Genomic DNA, 22,667 nt, shown 5'->3' with positions numbered 1-22,667 from the left:
CAGTGTGTATAAGAGACAGGGCCTACGTCGTCTCCGGGTCCTGGGGTAGGGGCTTGACGCCCATGCACAGGTCCGTCCCGTCCGACGTGCCCGGGTATGCCGCCGTCTTGATGCGGGTGAAGCCTGCCGCGTAGGCGTCGTGGACCGAGTCGTCGTCGATCTTTACCAGGGTCTCGTCGTTCTCGCGCAGGGACGGGCCCGTGTAGTTGTGGCTGCCGGTGAAGGTGAGTTTGTCTCTCGCGCCGAAGTACATGCCGTCCACCAGCAGGTATTTCGAGTGGATGATGTACGGGGTCGACAGCGGCTTCGACGGGTCGTTCGGGTTGCGGGGGTCGTTGTAGCAGCGGACCGACGGGCCGCCGGTGGCGTGCAGGGCGTCCCAGGTGCCCGGGGTGCCGTTCTGGCTCCGGGCGCTGTCGGCCTCGGCGTAGACGACGTCGACCGTGCAGCCCGCCTTCTGGAGCGTGGTCAGCTTGTCGGCGATCACCTTCCGCGTGATCTTGAAGATGCCGACCCGCACCTTGGTGCGCTGGGTGACCCCGTTCGCGTCCTGGTACGTGCACTGCACGTTGTTGAGGATCGCGTCGATCGTGTCCGTGGAGTTCGTGGTGCCGGTCCGCGGGAAGTAGTACGCCTTGTACGGGTCGGTGCCCACCGTGCGGTAGCGCCAGGCCTGCCAGTTGGCGGCCAGGAGGTCGCGGAAGTAGTTCGAGTAGGCCGTGTGCAGCGTCGGGTTGTCCGGGAGGACCAGCGCGTCGTTGTTGAAGCGGGTGAAGGCTCCCGGGGTCATGTTCGAGGTGGTCTGCACGACCACGTTCGAGGCGCCCTCGACCTGGGAGAAGAGGAAGAACTTGTTGTGCATGATCGAGGCGCCGAACTGCGGGTCGCCCAGGCAGGACTTCCCGGTCGGGCAGAGGCGTACGAAGGAGCCCGCCGCGGCGTTCGAGCCGAGGGCGGCCAGCAGCTGGTTGTAGGCGGGGGTGCCCTTCGGGTCGGACTTGTTGGTGGAGTCCAGCAGGATCTGGACGCGGACGCCGCGCTGGTGGGCGGCTATCAGTGCGTCGATCACCGGCTGGTCCCAGACGTGGTAGATCGCGACCTTGATCGACGAGCCGGGCACCGCGGACGCGGTGAGCTGGAGTATGCGCTCGCGTATCGCGTACTTCTGGGTGTCGGTGCCCAGCGGATCGTTGAAGACCGGGCCCTCGGCGAGGAGCGCGGGCGCCGGTTGCGCGGGCGCGGGTTGTGCAAGCGCCGGTTGCGCGGCCGCGGGTGATGTCCCCAGGGCGGTGGGTACGCCTGCGGCGGTCATGACGACGGTGATGGCAAGCGTGCGTAGCCCGACCAATCGAAACCCCTCTCTACGGCGCGTTCGCCCCCAAACGCGCGTTTGCATGCATCTGTGTTCGACTGGTCAGCCGGGTGAGGATCTCATCGCGGTGCAACGTTGTTCAAGGACGGACACGGCCGAAACTGCGCGCCGGATCGCAGCGGTTCACCGAAAAGCGCCCCATCGCAGCGCTGAGGCTGGTCAACTTTGTTCATGGGGCCGTCGCTGGAAGGCGGTCCGTGCGGATACGTATTCAGGAGGCCGCCCGTGAGTCGAGGGCGCCCGGGGGCGCTGCCCCGAGTTGTGGCGGAACGGAACCTGTCCAGTGTCGGGACGGGTCCCGGAGCGGACGGGACGGAGGGAGACGGGGCGCAGGCGGTGGACGGACGCCGTGCGGCGGGGCCGCGCAGCGTCGACAACCTGAGAGACCTGGGGAACGGGCAGCCGGAGCGCGAGACCGCGCGGCTCTGGCACATCACGCTGAGCGTCTCGGGGCCCGAGGCGCCGCTGAAGGATGTCCGGCGCTCGCTCGAGCAGCTGGCCCACGACCACCCGTTCCTGCTGACCAGCCGGTACGCCAATGACCACGCCGAGATCCGGTACTGGGAGGAGGCCCGCGATCTGCACGACGCCGCCGCCGTGGCGCTGCGGCTGTGGGGCGAGCACCGCAACTCCGCCAAGCTGCCGCCGTGGGAGATCGTCGGCCTCGAGGTGATCGACCGGCAGACGTATCACCAGCGGGTGGCCGATGGTTACGGGCCGCCGCCGGCGCATCCGGTGGGGGTGCACCCGTTCTGACGGCCGTGCTGACGCCGGTGCTGACCTCGGTGGACGATCTCAGCCTGTGGAAAACTTCGGCCGCCGTCCCGCCGCCTCGCTACCCTGCATCGCATGAGCAGCAGCTTGAGCAGCGGTAGCGGCAGCGGCCTCACCGCCCCGGATCCCATGCCCCAGTCCCCGGTGCTCCGCGCCGCCTACCGGGCGCGGGCCGCGGCCGCCGACCTGGCGCCACTGCCGCGGGCCGCGAAGGACGATGTGCTGCTCGCCATCGCCGACGCCCTCGAGGTGCGGACGCGGGAGATCGTCGAGGCCAATGCCGAGGACGTCGCAAAGGCCGAGGAGGCGGGCACGTCGGAGGCGATCATCGACCGGCTCACCCTCACCCCGGAGCGGGTCCGCGCCATCGCCGCGGATGTACGGGACGTGGTGCGGCTCCCCGACCCGGTCGGCGAGGTGGTCCGCGGCTCCACGCTGCCGAACGGGCTGGAGCTGCGCCAGGTGCGGGTGCCGCTCGGCGTCGTCGGGATCATCTACGAGGGCCGGCCGAACGTCACGGTGGACGCCGCCGCGCTGTGCCTGAAGTCGGGCAACGCGGTGCTGCTGCGCGGCAGTTCCTCGGCGTACAAGTCGAATGTCGCGCTGGTCACCGTCCTGCGGGACGCGGTCGGCGGCGCCGGGCTGCCCGCGGACGCGGTGCAGCTGGTGCCGGGGGAGTCGCGCGAGTCGGCGCTCGAGCTGATGCGCGCCCGCGGCCAGGTCGACGTGCTGATCCCGCGCGGCGGGGCGGGCCTGATCCGTACCGTCGTGGAGCAGTCCACGGTCCCGGTGATCGAGACCGGCACCGGAAACTGCCATGTGTACGTGGACGAGCACGCCGATGTGGACCTGGCGGTCGACCTCCTGGTCAATTCCAAGGCGCAGCGCCCCAGCGTGTGCAATGCCGCCGAGACCGTGCTGGTGCACCAGGCGGTGGCCGACGCCTTCCTGCCGCGGGCGCTGCGGGCGCTCAAGGAGGCCGGCGTGACGGTCCATGGCGACGAGGCCTGGGCGAAGGCCGGCGCGGCCGCCGGGGTCGAGGTGGTGCCGGTGACGATGGACGACTGGGACACGGAGTATCTGTCGTACGACATCGCCGCCGGTGTCGTGCCCTCCCTGGACTACGCGGTGCAGCACATCAGGACCTGGTCCTCAGGGCACACCGAGGCGATCGTCACCCGGGACACCGCCGCCGCGCGGCGCTTCGTCGCCCATGTGGACTCAGCGGCCGTGATGGTGAACGCGTCCACCCGGTTCACCGACGGCGCCGAGTTCGGCTTCGGGGCCGAGATCGGGATTTCCACCCAGAAGCTGCATGCCCGCGGGCCGATGGGGCTGCCCGAGCTGACCTCGACGAAGTACGTGGTCACCGGGGACGGACACCTCAAGGGCGGCCCGATTCCCTAGCCTTGCGCCGTGCTGGCCTGCTGATACGCCCTGCCCAAATTGACCGGTTCGGTCTAGGCTTTGGGTGTGCCGGATGACGTGGGGGGCAGGCCGCCGTTCCAGGACGGCGAGGAGCCCGACAGCCGTTTTGACGCGGCCGCGGAGGATGAGTTCGCCGCGGTCATTCTCGACGAGGAATTCGTGCGGGCGGCGCGGGTGCACGAGCCCAGCGCGGTCGAGCGGATGGTCGCGGCTGCCGAGGCCCAGGCGCAGGCCGAGGCGGCGCTGGCGGGGGACCCGGAGCCGGACGACGGCATCGACGAGGACGGATACGGCCCGTACGGGCCCTATGGCGGCCGGCTCAGCCCGTATCGCGGGCATCTGCGCTGGCAGCGGCCGGTCGCGCTGCTGCTCGCGGTCGTGATGGGCGTCGGGATCGTCGCGCTGGTCTTCACGGCGGTCTACCGCAGCAGCAACCCGGGCCGCGACGAGGCGCCGTCGCCGGGCGGCCCCAGCAGCACTTCCACGTCCGCGGAATCCGGCGTACCGGTCGCGCCCGCGGCGCCGCGCTGACGGCTGGTCGCCGCAGAGGCGACCGGACCCTGCGTAACTTGTCGCGACCCGGTCGGTTTACGAACGCGCGGGGCGACCTACCCTTCTGTTATGACCGGGCGTGGAGACCCTCCTGAGGGGACACCCGACGGCGTTCCTGGAGGCGGCGAAGAGGAATTCCGATCCGTCGTGTTCGACGAATCGTTCGTCAATGCTGCCCGCCTGGAGGAGTACTCCGCCCAGGAGCGGATGGGCGATCACGCGCCTGCCGTCCGGCGGCGCCGCAACAGCGTCAGCGGGGTGTCGAAGCAGGCGCTGGTGCTGGTGCTGCTGATCGCGGTGGCCTTCGGCACGGCGATCTACATGGGCGTACGCCACCCTTATCAGCAGCCGCCCGCGCGCGCCGACGCCGATCCGCTGCACGCGGCGGTGGTGCCGCTGACGCCGTCCGGCCCTGTACCCGGCGGGAGCACGGAGGCGCTGTTCGACCACAGCCCTGCGGTGCACTTCCGCACCGGCGCCGCAGGCGTGATCCTGCCGTCGGGCCGGGGCACGGCGCACTTCTCGCGCGACCAGGTGGCCGCGGCGCTGAACATGGCCAAGGAGTACGTCCTGAACTCCGCGATCACGCCGCGGACGCTCACCGGCGGGGACACCCGGGCGGTGCGGCTGCAGCTCGATCCGGATCTGCTGGCCCAGTTCGACCGCAGCGTGGACCGGCCGGTGGCGGACGGCGAGCATGCGGCGACGGGGTGGATGGTGCGGTTCAACCCGGCGCGGGTGGCGCTCGCGGACCGCAAGGTGCGGGTGGACGGGACGGTCACGTATTCCGAGGCGAATGCGCAGGAGCTCGAGGTCGTCGCGGACCATACCTTCGTGTACGCGCTGCGGCCCGCGGGGTCCGCTGCCGCGGAGGCGGAGCGGAAGCCGGCGTCGCTGTTCACGGCGCACCGGGTGGTACGGATGCGGTTCGACCGCGACAACCTGCGGCAGCACCAGCTGCGGCCGGTGGAGACGTCGCTGGCGGCGGGGCCGCTGGGGTGCTCAGCGGACCCCTCCGGCTATCTGCAGCCGCTGCTCGCGGGCGAGAAGGACCGCGGCCTCGGCCGGGCCGGCACGGACCCGTACGCACGGGCGGGCGACCGGCAGGGCAACCTCTGCGGAGTGCTTTCACCGAGCTCGCAGCCGTCGCCTTAGACAGCCCATAGACACAGCACAGCCCTCCCCCGGAGAGTCCCGGAGGAGGGCTGAGGTGTCTTTGAGGGCTGAGGTGTCTTTACTCGCCCGAGTCGCGCGGCGGCGGCGGGGAGCCGCCCTCGCGGCCATTGCCGCCGAAGCGGTCCTTGAGGCGGCCGCCGATGTCGCCGGCCCCGCCCGCGAGGTCGGTGACCAGCTTCATCAGCGGGTCCTTGGAGGTCTTGACCGACTCCGTGTAGGACGCCGCCGACTCCTTGAAGGAGTCGCGGGCCGAGGCGTCCTTGTCGTCCTGGCGCTTCGGGTAGTGGCCGTCCATGATGCGCTGGTAGTCGCGGGACTCCGCCCACTTCTTCAGCTCCGCGGCGCGGATCGTGGTGAACGGGTGCGAGCGCGGCAGCACGTTGAGGATCTTGAGGACCGAGTCGCGGAGGTCGCCGCCGCGCTCGTACTCCTCGGCCTGGCCGAGGAAGGCGTCCACGTTCATCTCGTGGAGGTGGTTGCCACCGGCGATCTTCATCAGGCCGCGCATCGACGCCTGCAGGTCCTGGCCGACGAGTAGCCCGGCGCGGTCGGCGGAGAGCTCCGACTTGCGGAACCACTCGCGCAGCGCCGTGATGATCGCCATGATCGCGAGGTTGCCCAGCGGGATCCAGGCGACCCGGGCGGCGATGGAGGTGAGGAACAGCAGGATGGTGCGGTTGACCGCGTGGCCGGACAGCGCGTGCCCCACCTCGTGGCCGACGACCGCGCGCATCTCCTCCTCGTCGAGCAGCTCGACGAGGCCGGTGGTCACCACGATGATCGGCTCGTCCATGCCGATGCACATCGCGTTCGGCTGCGGGTTCTGCGTCACGTACATCGGCGGGACCTTCTCCAGGTCCAGGATGTAACAGGCGTCGCGCAGCATCGCATTGAGATGCGCGAACTGCGCGTCGCTGACGCGGACCGAATCGGAGAGGAACAGCAGCCGCAGCGAGCGCTCCGGCAGCATGCCGCTCAGCGCCTTGAAGACCGTGTCGAATCCGGTGAGCTTACGGAGCGCGACGAGCGCACCGCGGTCAGCCGGGTGCTCGTATGCGCGGGATGAGATTCCTGGGAACCGCTTGCGTTCCCGGCTGGGTACGTTCTTGTGAAGGTCCGACATCGGTGGCCTCCCCCTCCTGATCCCCGTAGTCAGCGTCCGACTGGCTGCCCAGCCTAAAGGGTGGAACTCGCAATTGCGGCAGTTGGTTCCAGTGCGGTCTCAACTGGCCCGTGCGCCGGTGTGATTGAGCGCACATTCGCCGTAAGGTGATGAGCTCGGGACGGAGAGTAAGGGGGAACGGGGACGATGGAGACCGAAGGCGTGATGATCGCCGTCGAGCCGAAGGACGCCGCGGCCACACCGCAGGCGGTGGACCGGCTGGAGCGCTGGCTGAGTGCGCAGGAGGAGTTCAAGGGGCGGGTGCGCACCGTCGACCGGCCCGGCGCGGATCCGGCGATGGGCGTGGTGCAGGACCTGCTCGTCGAGCTCGGCCCCGACTCCGTCCAGGTGCTCGCCGGCGCGCTGATCCGCTCCCTCGTCGCACATCTGAAGACGCAGCGCAACGACGACCTCAACATCGTGATCCACCACGGCGACGAGCGCCTCGAGGTGCAGGCGGACGGCATGGACCGCGGCCGGCTCGAGGAGCTGGAGCTGCGCATCCGGCAATGGCTGCGGGGGTCGTGAGGGCGTAGGCAGGACCAGGGGGAGGAGACGCCATGCCGTACGCGGCCACGCCGGCCGCCTCCCGCGCCCTGCTGATCGGCGCCGGACACTTCACCCACGGTGCCGACTTCGAGCGGCTGGACGCGGCGCACCGCAATATCCAGGTCTTACGGGACGCGCTCACCGCACCGCAGACCGGGCTGCTGCGCCCAAGCGGGGTGCGGCTGCTCACCGACCCGCCGGACCGGGACACCGTGCTGCGGGCGATCGACGGCGCCCAGAAGCGCTCCACCGACCTGCTGCTCGTCTATTACGCGGGGCACGGCTTCCACAACCTCGACACCGGCGAGCTCTATCTCGCCGTCCGCGAGAGCAGCCTCGACCGCCCGGGCCTGACCGGGCTCAGCGTCGCCGACCTGATGGCCCAGCTGAGCACCGGGCGCAGCAGGCGCGTCGTGCTGATCCTCGACTGCTGCTTCTCCGGCAACTTCCCCCTCGATCTGCTGCCCGACGGGCGCGCGGTGTCGCTGATCACCTCCTCGGGCTTCAACGCGCTGGTCTCGCCCGGCGAAGTCGCCGGTGCGCCCAGCCCGTTCACGGCGGCGCTCGCCGAGGTGCTGCGCGAGGGCGTCTCTCCGGACGAGTACGTGACGGTGCAGAGCCTCGGCGCCCGGCTGCGCGAGCTGGCGGAGGACAAGGAGAACACCGCGCAGCCGTTCCCGTACCACCCGCGGGAGATCTCCACCTCGGGCGGCGCGGACACGGTCCTCTCGCTCGCGCTCGGCACCACCCGGGTCCCCGTCGAGCAGCAGCTGCGCCGCGCCGCCCGCCGGGCCGTGGGCCTGGTGCCGCCGCCGCGGGCGCTGTGGCATCCCGCGCTGCCGAACCGGGTGCTGTCCGTCGGCATGGGCCTCGTGCTGCTCGCCGGCGGCATCACCGGCTATCTGTACGCGACCCGCGAGGACCCCTGCCCGCCGCCGCTCGAGCTGCGCATGGCCACCGCGCCCGAGGAAGTGGCGCCGATGTCGGAGCTGGTGGAGGAGTTCGAGAAGTCCGGCGCCGACCACGCCGACAACGGCCGGGCGCGCGACTGCCGCACGGCCCGTATCACCGTCTACGGAACCGGGCTCGACGCGCTCGGATCGGCTTTCGCGCACGCCGGCGACTGGGGCGGCGGGGCGCGTGGTGCGCTCGCCGATGTGGGGCCGCAGCCGGATCTGTGGGCCGCGCAGTCCAGCGCCGAGGTGGAGCTGATCAAGGGCGGTCTTTCCGGGCTCGGCGGCCAGCAGCGGGAGACCTTCTTCTCGACCGCCAGGATGGCGGGCGACCGCCCGGTGCTCGTTCTCACCGACGCCGCCCGCAAGCGGCTGGGCCTCAAGGACACCGACGGGACGGTCGGCACCACCGACTGGCCGCGGCTGCGCGCGGCCCTGAAGAGGGAGGACGGCGAGCGGCTGCGGCTGCTGCGGCCGAACCCCGCCGTCTCCGGCGTCGGCCTCGGCCACGCGCTGGGCATGTACGCCCGGGAGCGGGTCACCGACCAGCCCTTCACCTACTCCGAGGGCGTCCTGGACGACCAGGCGATCCGGCAGTTGGAGACCGAGGTGATCAGCCAGGCCAGGTCCGTATCCGATGCCGGGCAGGCGCTCTGCGAGCTGCGCACCGCGGCCCGGAACGGCACCGGCGACGAGGCGGACGCCCCGGCCGGGGCGCTGGTGACCGGCCGGCAGGCGCAGCTGCTCATCGACGGCGAGCCGCTCGGCGGCCAGTGCCCCGGCGGCAGCCCGCCCGCCGCGCCCTCCGACTTCCAGCGCTACGAGCTACGGGGCGTGCCGCGCCTCGACTATCCGCTGGTCTCCGTCCGCTGGCAGGCCGCCGACCGGCGGGCCAGGGACGCCGCCATCGCGGCCTTCCGCAGCTGGCTGAAGTCCCCGGCGGGCCGCGGCGAGGTCGAAGCGGCCGGGTATGAGCGGCAGGCCACCCTCGGCGTCGACATCGGCGGCACCGAGCTCGACGACCGCCTCGACAGCTTCCGCGCCGCCCACCCGGACCTGCGGCTCACGGTGCTCTTCGACGTATCGGCGTCGATGCGCGAGCGCGGCCGCTTCGAGGCCGCCAGGGAGGCGGTCGAGGAGTCGCTGGGGCGGCTGGGCGCCAAGGACCGCTTCGCGTTACGGACTTATCCGGCGGGCAAGGACGGCGGCGGCACGGCGGAGGTCACCGAGGGCTGGCGCGAGCCCGGCGCAGGGCTGGGCCTCGAGCGCTCGGCCCTGCGGCCCGAAGGGCAGCGGCAGGCGGACCTGCTCGAGGCCGTACGGGAGGCGACGGAGGGCGGGCCGGAGGACGGCACCCAGCACGCCGTCCTGCTGGTCACCGACGGCGACTATCTCAAGGGCGAGCCGCCGCGCACCTCGCAACTGCGCGCGCTCGGCCGCGAGCTGCACCGGCGCGGCATCCCCGTCGTGGTGGCGTCGATGCGCCCGTACGGCTGCGCGGACTCCAAGGCGGCACCGCACGAGCCGGGCGCGCTGGCGCACGCCTCCGGCGGCGCCTGCGCCGCGCTCTCCGGCGACCTGCCCGCGCAGCTGTCGCGGGCGGTCGCGGCGCTGACCGAGGGGAAGGGCCGATGAGGCGGCTCGTGGTGCTCGCGGCGGTGGCGGCGCTGCTCGCGGGCGCGTGTGCGGCGCCGCGGGCGGGCACTGCCGCCGATCCCGTCGAGCTGCGCATCGCCACCGGCAGCGACCTCACCAGCGGCGGCATCCGGCGCAAGCTCATCGAGGCCTGGGACGACCGGCACGAGAACGTCACCGTGAAGATCGTCGAGCTCGCCGAGGACGCCGACCGGCAGCGCAGCCAGCTCGCCGCGGCGCTGCAGGCGGGCAACAAGGACGGCTACGACATCGTCAACCTCGACGTCACCTGGACCGCGGAGTTCGCCGAACAGGAGCTGATCGCGCCGCTCGACGCCACCCTCACCAGGTCGCTGAAGGGCCTCAGGCCGCAGATACGGCAGACGGTGCGATACGAGGACAAGAGCTGGGCGGTGCCCTGGAACACCGATGTCGGGCTGCTCTACTACCGCGCCGACCTGCTCGGCCGCGACTTCGCGCCCGACGACTACGGCGACCTGACCGCGGCCGTGGCCCGCTTCCGTACGCAACGCGACCAGCAGGTCACCGCCGGGCTGATCACCCAGCTCAGCCCGTACGAGGGGCTGACCGTCAACGCCCACGAGGCCGTGTGGCGGCACAAGGGCACCATCGTCGACGGCGACGGCGAGGTCCGCGTCGCCGAGCCCGCCGCCCGCGCGGGCCTCGACGAGCTCGCGGCGAGCTTCAAGCCCGCGGGCCCGTACGACCCCGGCAATCCGCCGCTGCCGCTGCTCAGCGCCGACTCGCTCGGCGCCACCGAGACCACCAGCGTCGAGCGCTTCCTCGCCGGCGAGACCCTCGCCATGCGCAACTGGCCGTTCGCGCTCGACCGGCTCGCCGACGCCGAGAACAAGCGGGGCGACGGGCCGCGGGCGGAGTACGGCGTCACGACGCTGCCGGGCCCGGCAGCGCTCGGCGGGCAGAACCTGGCCCTCACCACCGGCGCCCCGCAGGAGGCGCGGCAGCTCGTCGCCGACCTCACCGGGACCGCGGCCGGGCGGTGCCTGCGCGCGGGCGGCTTCGTGCCGGCGCGCGAGGAGGCGCTGACCGGCGACTGCGCCGCCCGGCTGGTCAAGGGCGGGCGGCCCGAGCAGGCGGACGTGCCGGACCGGCTGCGGGGCGAGTACGACGCGGCGCTGGACGACGCCCTCGACGCGGCGAAGGCGCGGCCGGTCACGCCGTACTACGCGGCGGTGACCCGCGACATCCAGGAGGCCGTCCACGAGCAGCTCGCCGCCCGCCAGCGCGGCAGGGCCGTACCCGAGGGCGCGGACGTGGAGTCGCTGGCGGACCGGCTCGACCAGGCGCTGAAGGGTCAGTGACGCCCGGACACGTCCCTGATCGGCCCAGGCCGACGTGATGCGCGCCGGGCGCCCCCCTTACGATGTGCCCCAGAACACTGCCCGCCCACCGACGAAGCAGGTCTGCTGACGATGAGCGCTCTCACCACCGCCCACAACTTCGCCCTCACCATCGCCGCCGAGGGTCATGGTGAGCTGGACCCGAACAACGGCAACCACGAAAGCCTCAACGCCTACGCCATCGGCGGCGGCGCGCTGGCCGTGCTGCTGTTCCTGCTGTTCGTCGTCACCCGCTTCAACCGGGACCGCTGAGCCCGTTCGCGAGCCCGGTAGGCTCTGAACGCATGGCAGCAGACGGCAGCACGGAGGCCGCCTCCGCGCCGACGGCCGCGGTGAAGCGGCGGCTCGGTGTCATGGGCGGCACCTTCGACCCGATCCACAACGGGCACCTGGTGGCCGCGAACGAGGTGGCGCACCGCTTCCACCTCGACGAGGTGGTGTTCGTCCCCACCGGGCAGCCCTGGCAGAAGAGCGACCGCAAGGTGTCGCCCGCCGAGGACCGGTATCTGCTGACGGTGATCGCCACCGCCGACAACCCGATGTTCTCGGTCAGCCGCATCGACATCGACCGCGGCGGGGCCACGTACACGATCGACACCCTGCGCGAGCTGCGGGCCGAACACCCGGACGCGGACCTGTTCTTCATCACCGGCGCGGACGCCCTCGGCCAGATCCTCACCTGGCGGGACGCCGAGGAGCTGTACTCGCTCGCGCACTTCGTCGGCGTCACCCGGCCCGGGCATGTGCTGCACGACCCCGGGCTGCCGGACGGCGGCGTCTCGCTGGTGGAGGTGCCGGCGCTGGCCATTTCGTCCACGGATTGCCGGGAACGGGTGGCTAACGGCGAACCGGTCTGGTATTTGGTGCCCGACGGTGTCGTGCGGTACATCAGCAAGCGAAACCTTTACCGCGAGGACGTTTAGCCCGCAGGATGCGGGTAGCGACTGACGGGGCGGGGGGTACGACCGGGACCGGCGGGGACCGAGAGCACGGCCATACGGCCACCATGGAAGGGGCACCGGTGAACGACAGACGGCGCTACGGCGACGGAGGTCCCCAGGACGGCGGCCGGGGTCCGTACGGGCAGGACCCGTACGGCCAGGAGCAGCAGCAGTACGGGCAGGAGCAGTACGGGTACGACCCGTACGGCACCAATGGGCAGGACTACGACCCGTACGGCGAGCAGGGCTACGACTACCAGCAGGGGCCGGGCCAGGGTCAGGGCCATGGCCACGGCCAGGGCCAGCCGCCCGGGCAGGGCTACGGCTACGACCCGTACGGCCGCCCCTACCAGCAGCAGGCCCCGCAGCCGCAGCACGGTTACGCCCCGCAGGCCCCGGCCCCGCAGCAGGCGCCGCCCGCCTACGACCCCTACGGCCCGGCCGCCGACACCGGCGAGCAGTGGTCCACGCAGCAGATGCCGCAGGTCCCGCAGCAGCGCCCGGCGCCGGGCCCGGGTCCTGGGCAGCACCAGCAGCGGGAGTACCACACCGAGCAGTTCTCCTTCATCGAGGACGAGCCGGAGCAGGCCGAGGACGTCATCGACTGGCTGAAGTTCACCGAGTCGCGCACCGAGCGGCGCGAGGAGGCGAAGCGGAAGGGCCGCAACCGGCGCACGATGCTGGTGGTCACGCTCGTCTTCGCGCTGATCGGCTGCACCGGCTATCTGTGGTGGGCGGACAAGCTGCCGTTCGTCTCCGGCGGTACGCAGAACGCCGCCGCCGCGGGCGACAAGCGCGACGTGATCGTCGTCCACCTGCGCAACACCAAGGGCGGCGGCAGCTCCACGGCGCTGCTGGTGGACAACGCCACCACCAAGAAGGCCACCACCGTCCTGCTCCCCAACTCCGTCGCGCTGTCCACGGACGACGGCGGCGCCACCACCCTCGGCAAGTCCGTCGAGGCGGAGGGCGCGGGCGCCACCCGCGACGGCATCGACCGGCTGCTCGGCTCCGACACCAAGGGCACCTGGCGGCTCGACACCCCGTATCTGGAGCTGCTGGTCGAGAGCCTCGGCGGCATCCAGGTGAACGCCGACACGACCGTCCCCGCCACCAAGAAGGGCGACCAGCCGCTGGTCACCAAGGGTGCCGGGCAGGACCTGAACGGCCGGGCCGCGGTGGCGTACGCCACGTACCGCGCCAAGGGCGAGCCGGAGAGCAAGCAGCTGGCACGCTTCGGCGCCGTCATGCAGGGCGTGCTGAAGAAGACGCCGAGCGACACCTCCGGCGCCCAGGAGATCGTGAAGACGCTGGGCCAGATCCCCGACCCGTCGCTGACCGAGGGCCAGCTCGCGGCCTCGCTCGCCGCGCTCGCGGAGAACGCCAAGTCCGGCGCGTACGACACGAAGCTGCTGCCGGTCCAGCGGGACGGGACGCTCAGCGCGGCGCAGACCGAGTCCGTGGTCAAGGACGTGCTCGGCGGCACCGTGAAGAACGCCGAGCAGGCGGCCGAGCCGCGGGTGAGCGTGCAGAACGCCACCGGCAGCAAGGCGCTCGCCGAGAAGGCCAAGATCGCGCTGGTCAACGGCGGCTTCTCGTACTCGGGCGCCAGCACGGCGTCGGCGGCGCAGCCGGCGACCCGGATCACGTACGGCGACGACAAGCAGGCCGAGGCGGCCAAGGAGGTCGCCCGCACCCTGGGCCTGACCGACAGGGCGGTCAAGAAGGGCAAGACGCCGGCCAGCGCCGACATCGCGGTGGTGCTGGGGCAGGACTTCAAGGGCTGACGGGCACTGTCCGTGGGACATGCGATCCTTGAGGTGTACCTGCACTCGGACCGAAAGCCGGCTAAGTGACCGCTGAAGACCGCTCCACCGAGCTGATCCGCACCGCCGCGCAGGCGGCCGCCGACAAGCTCGCGCACGACATCATCGCCTACGACGTGAGCGACGTCCTCGCCATCACCGACGCCTTCCTGCTGGCGTCGGCGCCGAACGACCGGCAGGTCAAGGCGATCGTGGACGCCGTCGAGGAGACCCTGCTGAAGGAGCAGGGCGCCAAGCCGGTGCGCCGCGAGGGCGAGCGCGACGGCCGCTGGGTGCTCCTCGACTACGGCGACATCGTCGTCCATGTCCAGCACTCCGAGGAGCGCGTCTTCTACGCCCTGGAGCGGCTGTGGAAGGACTGCCCGACGCTGCCGCTGCCCGCGGACGCCGAGGCCACCCGCGGCAAGGGCGTCGAATACGCGAAGGCGCACCCGGAGGAGTTCGCCGGGAGCTCCGGCAATGACTGACCGCCGCATCGTCCTGTGGCGGCACGGCCAGACCTCCTGGAATCTCGAGCGGCGCTTCCAGGGCTCCACGGACATCGCCCTGACCGAGGCCGGCGTCGAGCAGGCCCGCCGCGCGGCGCGGCTGCTCGCCTCGCTGCAGCCGGACGCGATCATCGCCTCGGACCTGAAGCGCACCCGCGCCACCGCCGCCGAGCTGGAGGCGGTGACCGGGCTCGAGGCGGTGCACGACTCCGGGCTGCGGGAGACGTATGCCGGCAGCTGGCAGGGGCTGACGCACGACGAGATCATCGCGCAGTTCGGCGATCAGTACGCGGCGTGGAAGCGCGGCGAGCCGGTGCGGCGCGGCGGCGGTGAGCTGGAGACCGAGGTCGCCGACCGGGCCGCCCCCGTGGTGCTGGCGCATGTCGACAAGCTGCCGGAGAAGGGCACGCTCGTCGTGGTCAGCCACGGCGGCACCATCCGTACCACCATCGGCCGGCTGCTCGGCCTGGCGCCGGGCACCTGGGAGTCCCTCGGCGGGCTGTCGAACTGCTGCTGGTCGGTGCTGGGCGAGGGCGCCCGCGGCTGGCGGCTGCTGGAGCACAATGCCGGCACGCTGCCGGAGCCGGTGCTCGGTGACGACGACTGAGCTGCCTGTCCACAGCCGCTGAACAGCCGATTTCTCTTTTCGGCCGCTCCCCGGTTAAGCTTTTCCTCGTTCGCGGCGCTCCCCGGAGCACAGCGGCGAGTGCGGGGCTATAGCTCAGTTGGTAGAGCGCTTGCATGGCATGCAAGAGGTCAGGAGTTCGATTCTCCTTAGCTCCACATCACAAGATCCCGTCAGGTCGATTCGACCGGGCGGGATCTTTCGGTAGGTTGGCGCGGTGAGCTTTCAGCTGCTGGGGCCGGTCGCGGCATCGCGCGACGGGCATCCGATAGGCCTCGGCTCGCCCAAGCAGCGATGTGTGCTGGCCGCGCTGCTGCTGACGCCGGGGAAGACGCTCTCCACCGATCAGTTGATCCAGTGTGTGTGGGGACAGTCCCCGCCGCCCACCGCGCGGGGCACGCTGCACAGCTACATCACGCGGCTGCGCGGGGCTCTGCGGCCGCAGGGCGACGGTGCGGTGGAGATACTCCGGCGGGCCGGCGGCTATCTGCTCACGGTGCCTGCCGCCGATGTCGATCTGTATCGCTTCCGGGAGCTGACCGCACAGGCCCGTAACGCCGGCAGCAGCGGCGAGGCCGAGCGGATTCTGGACGAGGCGCTGGGGCTGTGGCACGGGGAGCCGCTGTCCGGGATAGCCGGTGACTGGGCCGAAGCCGTGCGGGCCCGGCTGCAGCAGGAGCGGCTGGCCGCGGTGCTGGACCGTATCGACCACCGGCTCGCCGCGGGCGGGCCGGCCGGGCTGACGGAGGAGCTGCGCTACCTCGCCGCCGAACATCCGTGGGACGAGCGGCTCGCCGCGCAGCTCATGACCGTGCTGTTCCGCTCCGGCAGGCAGGCCGAGGCGCTTGCCCACTACGAGTCGTTCCGGCGCAGCCTGGCGGCGGAGTTCGGCGTCGACCCGGGTGCCGCCCTGCGGCAGCTGCACCAGGCCATCCTGCGCGACGAACCGGAGCTGAGCGCCGCGGCGGCCGGCAGCCCACGGCCGGACTGGACCGTGCAGTGCCAACTGCCGCCCGCGGTACCGGGCTTCGTGGGCCGGGATGAGTCGATACGGGAACTGGCGGACCTGCTGACGGCGGCATCTCACGGCGGCCCCGCCGCGCCCGTCGTCATCACCGGCTCGCCCGGCGTCGGCAAGACGGCGCTGGCGGTGCAGCTCGGGCACCGGCTGCGGCCGGTCTTCCCGGACGGGCAGTGGTACGTGCGGCTGCTCGGCGCGGGTGACCGGCCGCGCGATCCGTCCGAGGTGCTCGCGGCGTTGCTGCACGCCTCCGGCCTCGACGCGGCGGCCACCCCGCAGACGCTGGACGACCAAGCGGCAGCCTTCCGCGGCCGGCTGGCCGACCGCCGGGTGCTCATCGTGCTCGACGACGCCGCGGATGCCGAGCAGGTCAGGCCGCTGCTGCCCGGTACCCCGGGGGTGGCCGTGGTGGTCACCAGCCGTCCCGAGCTGCGCGGGCTCGGGGTCAGCCACGCCGCGCACGCCGTACGGCTGCAGGTGCTGGATCCGGACGAGGCGCACACCCTGCTGTCCGGCGTGCTCGGCGAGCGGCGGGTGGCCGCGGAGCCGGCGGCGGCCGGGCGGCTGGCCGAGCAGTGCGCGCGGCTGCCGCTGGCGCTGCGGATCGCCGCCGCCAACCTCGCGGCCCGGCCGGGGCGGGCGCTGGCGGCGTACACCACCGAGCTGGACGGCGACGGGCGGCTGACGAAGCTGTCCATCGCCGGTGACCGCCGGGCCGCGGTCCGTACCGCCTTCGACCACTCGCTCGCCGTGCTGGACCCGGCCGCGGCCCGGCTGTTCGCCCTGCTCGGCCTGCACCCGGGGCCGGACTTCAGCGCGGAGGCGGCCGCGGCGCTGCTGGGGGACGGGCCGGCCGTGGCCGAGGAGCTGCTGGACGTGCTCGCCGGCGCGAGCCTGGTGCAGCGCACCGCGGCCGACCGGTTCGTCTTCCACGACCTGCTGCGGCTGTACGCGGCCGAGCACGCGGTGGCGGAGCCGGGACACGAGAAGGCGTGGCGGCGGCTGTGCGACTGGTATCTCGCGGCCGCCGACGCCGCCACGGCCTTCGAGTACACCGGCATCGCGCAACTCCCGCGGGAGCGCGCCGACTCCGGCCGGTTCGCCGACCGGCAACAGGCCCTGGAGTGGCTGGACCAGGAGCTCGCCAACCTGGTCGCCCTGGTCAGCCGCGCCGCCGAGGCGGGCCCGCGGCACATCGCCTGGCAGCTCGCCGACCAGCTGCGCATGTACCTCTACTACCGGCACCACCGGGTCGAATGGAAGACGGTGGCCACCGCAGGGCTGCAGGCCGCCGAGGCCGCGGGCGACGCCCTCGCACAGGCGGCGATGCTGCAGAGCCTCGGGGTGCTGGGCCACCACATCGAGGACCAGGGCCGCAATCTGGAGCACCTCCGCGGCGCCCTGGAGGGATTCCGCAGCGCCGGTTACGTACCCGGCGAGGCGAGCGTCCTCATCAATCTGGCCGTCTATTACGGGCGTCGGGGCCAGATGCTCCAGGCGCTGGAGTGGCAGCAGCGCGCCGTGGCGCTGATCCGCGACCTCGACCGCCCGGTGCTCCTCGGCATCGCGCTCAACGTCATGGGGTTCATCCACTCCTACCTCGGCGAGTCGGAACAGGCGATCGAGCGCACCACCGAGGCCATCGAGCTCTCGCTGCGGCACGGGCAGCCGCTCGGCACCATCAGCCCGCTGGTCAACCGGGCCATCGCCCACCACGGCCGCGGAGATTACGAGGCGGCGCTGGCCGACGGCACTCAGGCCCTGCGGCTGTCCCAGGAGCACCGCAAGCGCCGCAACGAAGCCGACGCCCACGAGGTCCTGGCGCGCACGCACCGCGACACCGGCCGCCTCGACCTGGCCCGCCCGCTCGCCGAGAAGGCGCTGGCGTTCGCCCGCGAGACCGCCGACCCCAGCGCGCAGAGCGACTGCCTGACGAACCTGGGCGAGCTGCTCTGCCTCAGCGGCGAACTCCCCCAGGCGTCGGCGTGCCTGGAGGAGGCGCTGGCGATCACTACCCGCTCCGGCTTCGGTCACCAGGAGGCGGAGGCCCGTATCGGCCTCGCCCGGGTGCGGTACGCGGAGGGGGACACCGCGGCCGCCGTCGAGCAGGCGGAAGCCGCCCTGGCGGCCGCCAGGGAGCTGCGGCTGCGCCCGGTGGAGCAGCGCGCGGGCAAGCTCCTGGCGGCTGTCCGCCGTTGAGGGCCCTACTCAGTGATCGTTCTTGAAGTAGGCGTAGTTGTCGCCGCCCTTGGCCCAGTACTTCAGGCTGACGCCGTTGTTCTCCTCCAGGTTGTACCTGGCGCCGTCGCTCGCCTTGTGCGTCTTGCACGTGCCCTTGCCGCCGGAGGCCGTCATGCCGTACGAGTCGCCGGAGTAGCCGTCCTCGCCGACGATGACCTTGGCGGAGTAGCCGTCCTTGGCGGTGTCGCACACCGAGATGTAGTCGCCGTTCTCCTCGGCGTACACGCGCACGCCGGACGCCGGGGTGTCGCTGTTGATGCCGAAGATGTGGTCCCAGTCGAAACCGGGGTCGGGGTAGGCGGAGGCGCTGCCGCCGGTCGTCATGACGGCAGCGGCGGCCAGCGCGGCCGCACCGGTGAGTATCCGGCCCATTCGAAGCTTCACAGGATGGCTCCTAGTTGCGTGTGGAACCGTACGGCGTTCGCTGTGCCGCACGTTGCCTGTGACAGTGGCAGCCCCCTGCTGCAAAAGCCTTGCAGAACGCTTGCAGAACGCGCTGCTACGGCTTGAGCAGCACCTTTCCCGTCGTACGGCGTTCCTCCAGCGCGGCGTGGGCCGCGGCGGCCTCGGCGAGCGGGAAGGCCTGGACGGACGGCACCAGGCGGCCCTCGGCGGCGGCTTCGAGGGCGCGGGTGGTGTGGGCCGGGAGCAGCTCGTCGTAGTGCTCGAGCATGTGGAGCAGGGCGTTGGTGTAGGTCTGGCCGCGTTCGGTGAGCAGTTCGGGGTCCGGTTCGCCGAAGCCCTGCTGGGAGCTGGCGCCGATGGTCAGGAAGCGGCCGCCGTCGGCCAGCGTGGCGTAGGCTGCCCGCGCCTTGTCGCCGCCGACGCCGTCCAGGACGGCGGTCACCCGGCGGCCGCCGAGGGCGTCGCGGACGGACTTGTCCCAGCCCGGCTCGTTGTAGTCGACCGCGAGGTCGGCGCCGAGCTCGCGCACGGCCGCCGTCTTCGCCGGGCCGCCGGCGGCGCCGACCACCTTGGCGCCGACGTGCCGGGCGTGCTGCACGACGAGGCGGCCGATCCCGCCGGCGGCGGAGGTCACCAGCACCACGTCCTCGGCGGTGAGCTCCGCCAGGTCCAGCAGGCTCACCGCGGTGGTGCCGGTGACGATCGTCGCCGCGGCGGTGTCGTCGTCCATGGCGTCGGGGATGCGGTGCAGGTCGGTGACGTCGGCGACGGCGAGCTCGGCGTATCCGCCGGGCTTGCCCTCCTTGGTGACGACGCGGCGGCCGATCCAGTCGGCGTCGACGCCGTCGCCGACCGCGTCCACGACCCCGGCGACCTCCCCGCCGAAGATGGCGGGGAGGTCGGGCGGCGGCGGGGAGATCGCGCCCTCCTGGGGGCCGTTGCGCATCACCGTGTCGACGAAGTGGACGCCCGCCGCGCGCACGGCGATACGGACCTGGCCAGGGCCGGGCTCCGGGTCGGGCACGGGCTCGTAGCGGAGGTTCTCGGCGGGGCCGAACTCGTGCAGGACGACGGCGTGCATGGCTGCTCCCGGTGGTATCGAGTGGTGCGGCTTTCTGCTGCTGACTCGAGCCTCCGACCTAAACCATGGTTGAGGTCAAGCCCCTTCTTTGACCGGGAACGCCAGCCGTACCGAAAGCCAGGCGTAGACCGGGCCCAGGGCGTTCATCGCGATGACGCAGAGCCAGGCGGACCACGGGTTGCCCGCGTCGTAGCCGAAGCCGCCGAAGAAGGTGGCGAAGTAGCTCGCGAAGCCGAAGAACATGCCGGGGATGAGGGCGAAGAGACCGATCCTGCCGGTGTACATCAGGGTGGTGTTGATCACGAGGATGCACAGCGCGGCGAAGCAGTTACGGGCGAACTGGCTGTCGCCGAAGGAGGTGCCCCAGTTGGTCTCCAGCTGCACGATGATCAGCGCGTATGTGGAGCCCATCGGCATCGCGAACCAGAGCTTCTTGGCGTTGACGAGATTCGGCCCGCCGAGGAGGAAGGTGCCGGCCCAGGCGATGAAGATCGCCCACGGCGGGAGGTGGAGGGCCGTACCGCCGATGAAGGCCGTGGTCGCGGCCAGGACGGAGGCGACTATCTCGTGCGGGATGCGCTCGCGTACGACGGTCGGGGTGTCCGGGGTCGCTGCCTGCTGCTGCTGAGCGGCCGCTGTCGTGTCGGTCATGGGCTTATGCCTCCAGGGCGCCTGTGGGGGCGAGGGTCAGGTCTGACGTGCGGGTGGTGCGGGCGACGATGCGGCCCGCCTTGATGACCGCGGTGCGTGCGGGGCGGTCGAGGAGGATTGCGTCGTAGTCGCGGGTGTCGAGGATGACGAGGTCGGCGGGGGCGCCCCGGTGGATGCCGTAGTCGGTGAGGCCCGCCACCTTTGCCGCGTCGTGGGTGACCGTCCGCAGCACCCGGTGCAGGTCCGCCGGGCCCGAGAGGTGGGCGAGGCGGGCGAGGAGGAGGGCCGTTTCGAGGAGGTCGCCGGTGCCGTACGGGGTGAAGGCGTTGCGGATGTTGTTGTTGGAGCAGGCCAGCAGGACGCCGGCGTCCCACAGGTCGCGTACCGGAGTGAGGCCGCGGCGGACGGCCCGCTCGTCGCGGCGGCCGCCGAGGAACAGGTCGGTGGCGGGGAGCGAGACCACCGCCACGCCCGCGGCGGCGAGTTCGGCGGCGACGGCGCGGCGTTCGGCGGGCGGGAGGCCGCCGAGGGAGGTGACGTGGCCGAGGGCCACCCGGCCCGACAGGCCGCGGGCCGCGGTCTGTTCGGCGATGTAGCCGGCGAGGGCGAAGCGCGGGTCGGCGGTGTCGTCCGCGAAGTCGGCGTGCATGTCGGCGGGGACGCCGTACTCCGCGGCGAGGTCGAGGACCAGGTCGATGTGGCGCTTGCAGTCGTCGAGGGTCTTCTCGGCGTAGGTGCAGCCGCCGATCACGTCCGCGCCGGCGTCGAGGGCCTTCCGGAGGAGCTTGTGGGTGTCGGGCGCCTGGAGGATGCCCTCCTGCGGGAAGGCGACCGTCTGGAGTGTCACCAAGTCGGCCCATGCGTCGCGGAGTTCGTGCAGCACCTCGAGGCCGGTCAGGCCCGCGACCGGGTCCACGTCCGGGTGGGCGCGGATGGTGGTGGTGCCGTTGAGGACGCACATGCGCAGCACCTGCTCGGCGCGGGCGCGCACCCCGGCGTGGGTGAAGCCGGCCTTGAGCTCGGCGGTGACGCTGATGGCGCCGGCGAGGGTGCCGGTGGGGTTGGGGCGTACGGAATCGAGGAGGGCCTTGTCGGGGTGGAGGTGGGTCTCGACGAGGCCGGGGAGGACGATGCGGCCGTCGCCGTCGAGGGTTTCGGTGGCGGGGGAGGTGTCGGGACCGCCGATTGCTGTGATGCGGCCGTCGCGTATGCGGATGTCGGTCGGGTCGGGTGAGTTCTCCACGCGCACGTCGCGGAGGAGTAGGTCCGTCATGAGGGGTTCTCTCCTTGGCTGCTAGAGCAGGCCCGGGAAGTCGGCTTTCCGGAGCAGGCAGTGCACGCCCTTGATCTGGTCCACCACCTGCGAGACCTCGAAGTCGGCGGCGGCACTGAGATAGGCGTATGCGGTCGGGCGGTCCATGCCCGTACGGGACGTGAGGAAGGCGAGCGCGGAGCGGACGCACTGGCGCATCGCCTCGTCGAGGTCCGCGTCGAGGCCGATGGCGATCCAGTGCGTACGGGTCTCGGCGAAGGGCTCCGCCGCCAGCCCCTGTACGAGCCGGGCCGCCTCGCCGCGGATCAGTGACAGCCGGAAGGTGGCGCGCAGCGGGGCCTCGAAGGCGGTGAGGGCGACCTCGCCGTTGCCCTGGGCGAAGTGCGGGTCGCCCGCGTAGAAGCCGGCGCCCTCGGCCTGCACCGGGAGATAGAGCGATGAGCCGCAGGTCAGGTGCTTCACGTCCAGGTTGCCGCCGTACGGGCCGGGCGGGACGGAGCTGCGCGTGTCGGCCTCGGTGCCGCTCGCGACGCCCATGATCCCGGCGAAGGGGGTGAGCGGGAAGCGGGCCTCGCGGGTGGGGGAGTAGCGCAGAATCCCGAACTCATCGCCTGCCGCGTCCCGTTCGACCGCACAGAACGCGCTGATGGTGCCGGTCGGGCCGCGCCGGGTGTCGGGGCCGGTCAGCTCGGCGTCGCCGTCCGGGAGTTCGCCGGGGAGGGCGCCGCGGTCGTGGCGGCTGGAGATGATGCCGTAGTGCGCGCGCCGGTGCAGGGACAGCGTCTCGACGCGCAGCAGGTCGCCGGGGCGGGCGCCGCGCACGGCCACCGGGCCGGTGACGATGTGCGGGCCGCGGAGGGGCTCGAGCCCGCTCGCCATGTCGGATTCGGCGATCGCGCGGGCGTCCGGCAGCACGTCGGCGGCCGGGACGCCGTAAGCGCCGAAGAACGCGACCGGGTCGCGGCCCTGGTCGGGCATGATCCCCTCGTGCGAGACGAGGTCGACGGTGAGGGTGTCGCCGTCGTCGACGGAGAGCACGTGGGGGCTGCCGGCGTGCGGGAGTTCGCCCCAGCGGGTCGTCTTCTCGGTGCTGTGGAGGTGGTGGGTGCCGTCGACGGGGAGGCTGTCTCTT

20 protein-coding genes and 1 tRNA gene are annotated in these 22,667 nt (G+C 72.1%); 14 read left to right on the top strand and 7 right to left on the bottom strand.

What is annotated here, in order from left to right:
• Window positions 1–22: 22 nt before the first annotated feature.
• Window positions 23–1,312, bottom strand: a complete 1,290-nt coding sequence (locus tag G5C51_RS25020; RefSeq protein WP_165240455.1) for a phospholipase D-like domain-containing protein — start codon at window positions 1,310–1,312, stop codon at window positions 23–25.
• Window positions 1,313–1,597: 285 nt separating this feature from the next.
• Here G5C51_RS25020 and G5C51_RS25015 point away from each other — a divergent pair, with 285 nt between their 5' ends.
• The 4 genes from G5C51_RS25015 to G5C51_RS25000 all read left to right on the top strand — a co-directional run bounded on the left by G5C51_RS25015 (window position 1,598) and on the right by G5C51_RS25000 (window position 5,281).
• On the top strand, window positions 1,598–2,128 hold the full coding sequence (locus tag G5C51_RS25015; RefSeq protein WP_165240454.1) for a hypothetical protein: 531 nt from the start codon (window positions 1,598–1,600) through the stop codon (window positions 2,126–2,128).
• Window positions 2,129–2,275: 147 nt separating this feature from the next.
• Window positions 2,276–3,553: a glutamate-5-semialdehyde dehydrogenase gene (locus G5C51_RS25010; RefSeq protein WP_165240457.1), complete on the top strand. Its 1,278-nt coding sequence runs from the start codon at window positions 2,276–2,278 to the stop codon at window positions 3,551–3,553.
• 66 nt (window positions 3,554–3,619) lie between these two features.
• Entirely contained in the window at window positions 3,620–4,105 is a 486-nt protein-coding gene (locus G5C51_RS25005) for an SCO2584 family spore wall biosynthesis protein (RefSeq protein WP_338118299.1), read from the top strand.
• Window positions 4,106–4,195: 90 nt separating this feature from the next.
• On the top strand, window positions 4,196–5,281 hold the full coding sequence (locus G5C51_RS25000) for an SCO2583 family membrane protein (RefSeq protein WP_165240453.1): 1,086 nt from the start codon (window positions 4,196–4,198) through the stop codon (window positions 5,279–5,281).
• Window positions 5,282–5,360: 79 nt separating this feature from the next.
• Here G5C51_RS25000 and G5C51_RS24995 read toward each other — a convergent pair whose 3' ends face one another.
• Entirely contained in the window at window positions 5,361–6,425 is a 1,065-nt protein-coding gene (locus tag G5C51_RS24995; RefSeq protein ID WP_165240452.1) for a M48 family metallopeptidase, read from the bottom strand.
• A 186-nt stretch (window positions 6,426–6,611) separates the two neighbouring features.
• Here G5C51_RS24995 and G5C51_RS24990 point away from each other — a divergent pair, with 186 nt between their 5' ends.
• From G5C51_RS24990 to G5C51_RS24945, 10 genes are all read left to right on the top strand, one after another.
• A complete protein-coding gene (locus G5C51_RS24990; RefSeq protein ID WP_165240451.1) occupies window positions 6,612–6,992 on the top strand; it encodes an effector-associated constant component EACC1 in 381 nt (126 codons plus the stop codon).
• A gap of 32 nt (window positions 6,993–7,024) precedes the next feature.
• On the top strand, window positions 7,025–9,601 hold the full coding sequence (locus G5C51_RS24985) for a caspase, EACC1-associated type (RefSeq protein ID WP_165240450.1): 2,577 nt from the start codon (window positions 7,025–7,027) through the stop codon (window positions 9,599–9,601).
• On the top strand, window positions 9,598–10,944 hold the full coding sequence (locus G5C51_RS24980) for an extracellular solute-binding protein (protein ID WP_165240449.1): 1,347 nt from the start codon (window positions 9,598–9,600) through the stop codon (window positions 10,942–10,944). The genes G5C51_RS24985 and G5C51_RS24980 overlap by 4 nt, the downstream gene beginning before the upstream one ends.
• Window positions 10,945–11,055: 111 nt before the next feature.
• The gene (locus G5C51_RS24975; RefSeq protein ID WP_165240448.1) at window positions 11,056–11,235 is read left to right on the top strand and encodes a hypothetical protein; all 180 of its coding nucleotides are present in this window, start codon (window positions 11,056–11,058) and stop codon (window positions 11,233–11,235) included.
• 32 nt (window positions 11,236–11,267) lie between these two features.
• The gene (gene nadD / locus G5C51_RS24970; RefSeq protein ID WP_165240447.1) at window positions 11,268–11,906 is read left to right on the top strand and encodes a nicotinate-nucleotide adenylyltransferase; all 639 of its coding nucleotides are present in this window, start codon (window positions 11,268–11,270) and stop codon (window positions 11,904–11,906) included.
• 83 nt (window positions 11,907–11,989) lie between these two features.
• Complete coding sequence (locus G5C51_RS24965) at window positions 11,990–13,711, top strand: LCP family protein (protein ID WP_165240446.1); 1,722 nt, start codon at window positions 11,990–11,992, stop codon at window positions 13,709–13,711.
• 65 nt (window positions 13,712–13,776) lie between these two features.
• Window positions 13,777–14,217, top strand: a complete 441-nt coding sequence (gene rsfS, locus G5C51_RS24960; protein ID WP_165240445.1) for a ribosome silencing factor — start codon at window positions 13,777–13,779, stop codon at window positions 14,215–14,217.
• Complete coding sequence (locus G5C51_RS24955; protein ID WP_165240444.1) at window positions 14,210–14,845, top strand: histidine phosphatase family protein; 636 nt, start codon at window positions 14,210–14,212, stop codon at window positions 14,843–14,845. Before rsfS ends, G5C51_RS24955 begins: the two co-directional genes overlap by 8 nt.
• A gap of 103 nt (window positions 14,846–14,948) precedes the next feature.
• Window positions 14,949–15,021, top strand: a tRNA-Ala gene (locus G5C51_RS24950).
• A gap of 59 nt (window positions 15,022–15,080) precedes the next feature.
• Window positions 15,081–18,083: a BTAD domain-containing putative transcriptional regulator gene (locus tag G5C51_RS24945; RefSeq protein WP_165240443.1), complete on the top strand. Its 3,003-nt coding sequence runs from the start codon at window positions 15,081–15,083 to the stop codon at window positions 18,081–18,083.
• A gap of 9 nt (window positions 18,084–18,092) precedes the next feature.
• On the opposite strand, the gene G5C51_RS24940 is transcribed toward G5C51_RS24945, so the two are convergent.
• From G5C51_RS24940 to G5C51_RS24920, 5 genes are all read right to left on the bottom strand, one after another.
• On the bottom strand, window positions 18,093–18,509 hold the full coding sequence (locus G5C51_RS24940) for a hypothetical protein (RefSeq protein WP_165240442.1): 417 nt from the start codon (window positions 18,507–18,509) through the stop codon (window positions 18,093–18,095).
• A gap of 115 nt (window positions 18,510–18,624) precedes the next feature.
• Complete coding sequence (locus G5C51_RS24935; RefSeq protein WP_165240441.1) at window positions 18,625–19,611, bottom strand: zinc-binding dehydrogenase; 987 nt, start codon at window positions 19,609–19,611, stop codon at window positions 18,625–18,627.
• A 75-nt stretch (window positions 19,612–19,686) separates the two neighbouring features.
• The gene (locus G5C51_RS24930) at window positions 19,687–20,262 is read right to left on the bottom strand and encodes a DUF1097 domain-containing protein (RefSeq protein WP_165240440.1); all 576 of its coding nucleotides are present in this window, start codon (window positions 20,260–20,262) and stop codon (window positions 19,687–19,689) included.
• Window positions 20,263–20,266: 4 nt separating this feature from the next.
• A complete protein-coding gene (locus tag G5C51_RS24925; protein ID WP_165240439.1) occupies window positions 20,267–21,535 on the bottom strand; it encodes an amidohydrolase family protein in 1,269 nt (422 codons plus the stop codon).
• Window positions 21,536–21,556: 21 nt separating this feature from the next.
• Window positions 21,557–22,667: acetamidase/formamidase family protein (locus tag G5C51_RS24920; RefSeq protein ID WP_165240438.1), on the bottom strand; the 1,111-nt coding region annotated here is incomplete at its 5' end.

This window comes from Streptomyces coryli (assembly GCF_011044975.1).
GTDB classification, from domain to species: Bacteria; Actinomycetota; Actinomycetes; order Streptomycetales; family Streptomycetaceae; genus Streptomyces; species Streptomyces coryli.
The sequence above is the reverse complement of the archived record's forward strand: the minus strand, read 5'-3'. Positions and strand labels throughout refer to the sequence as shown.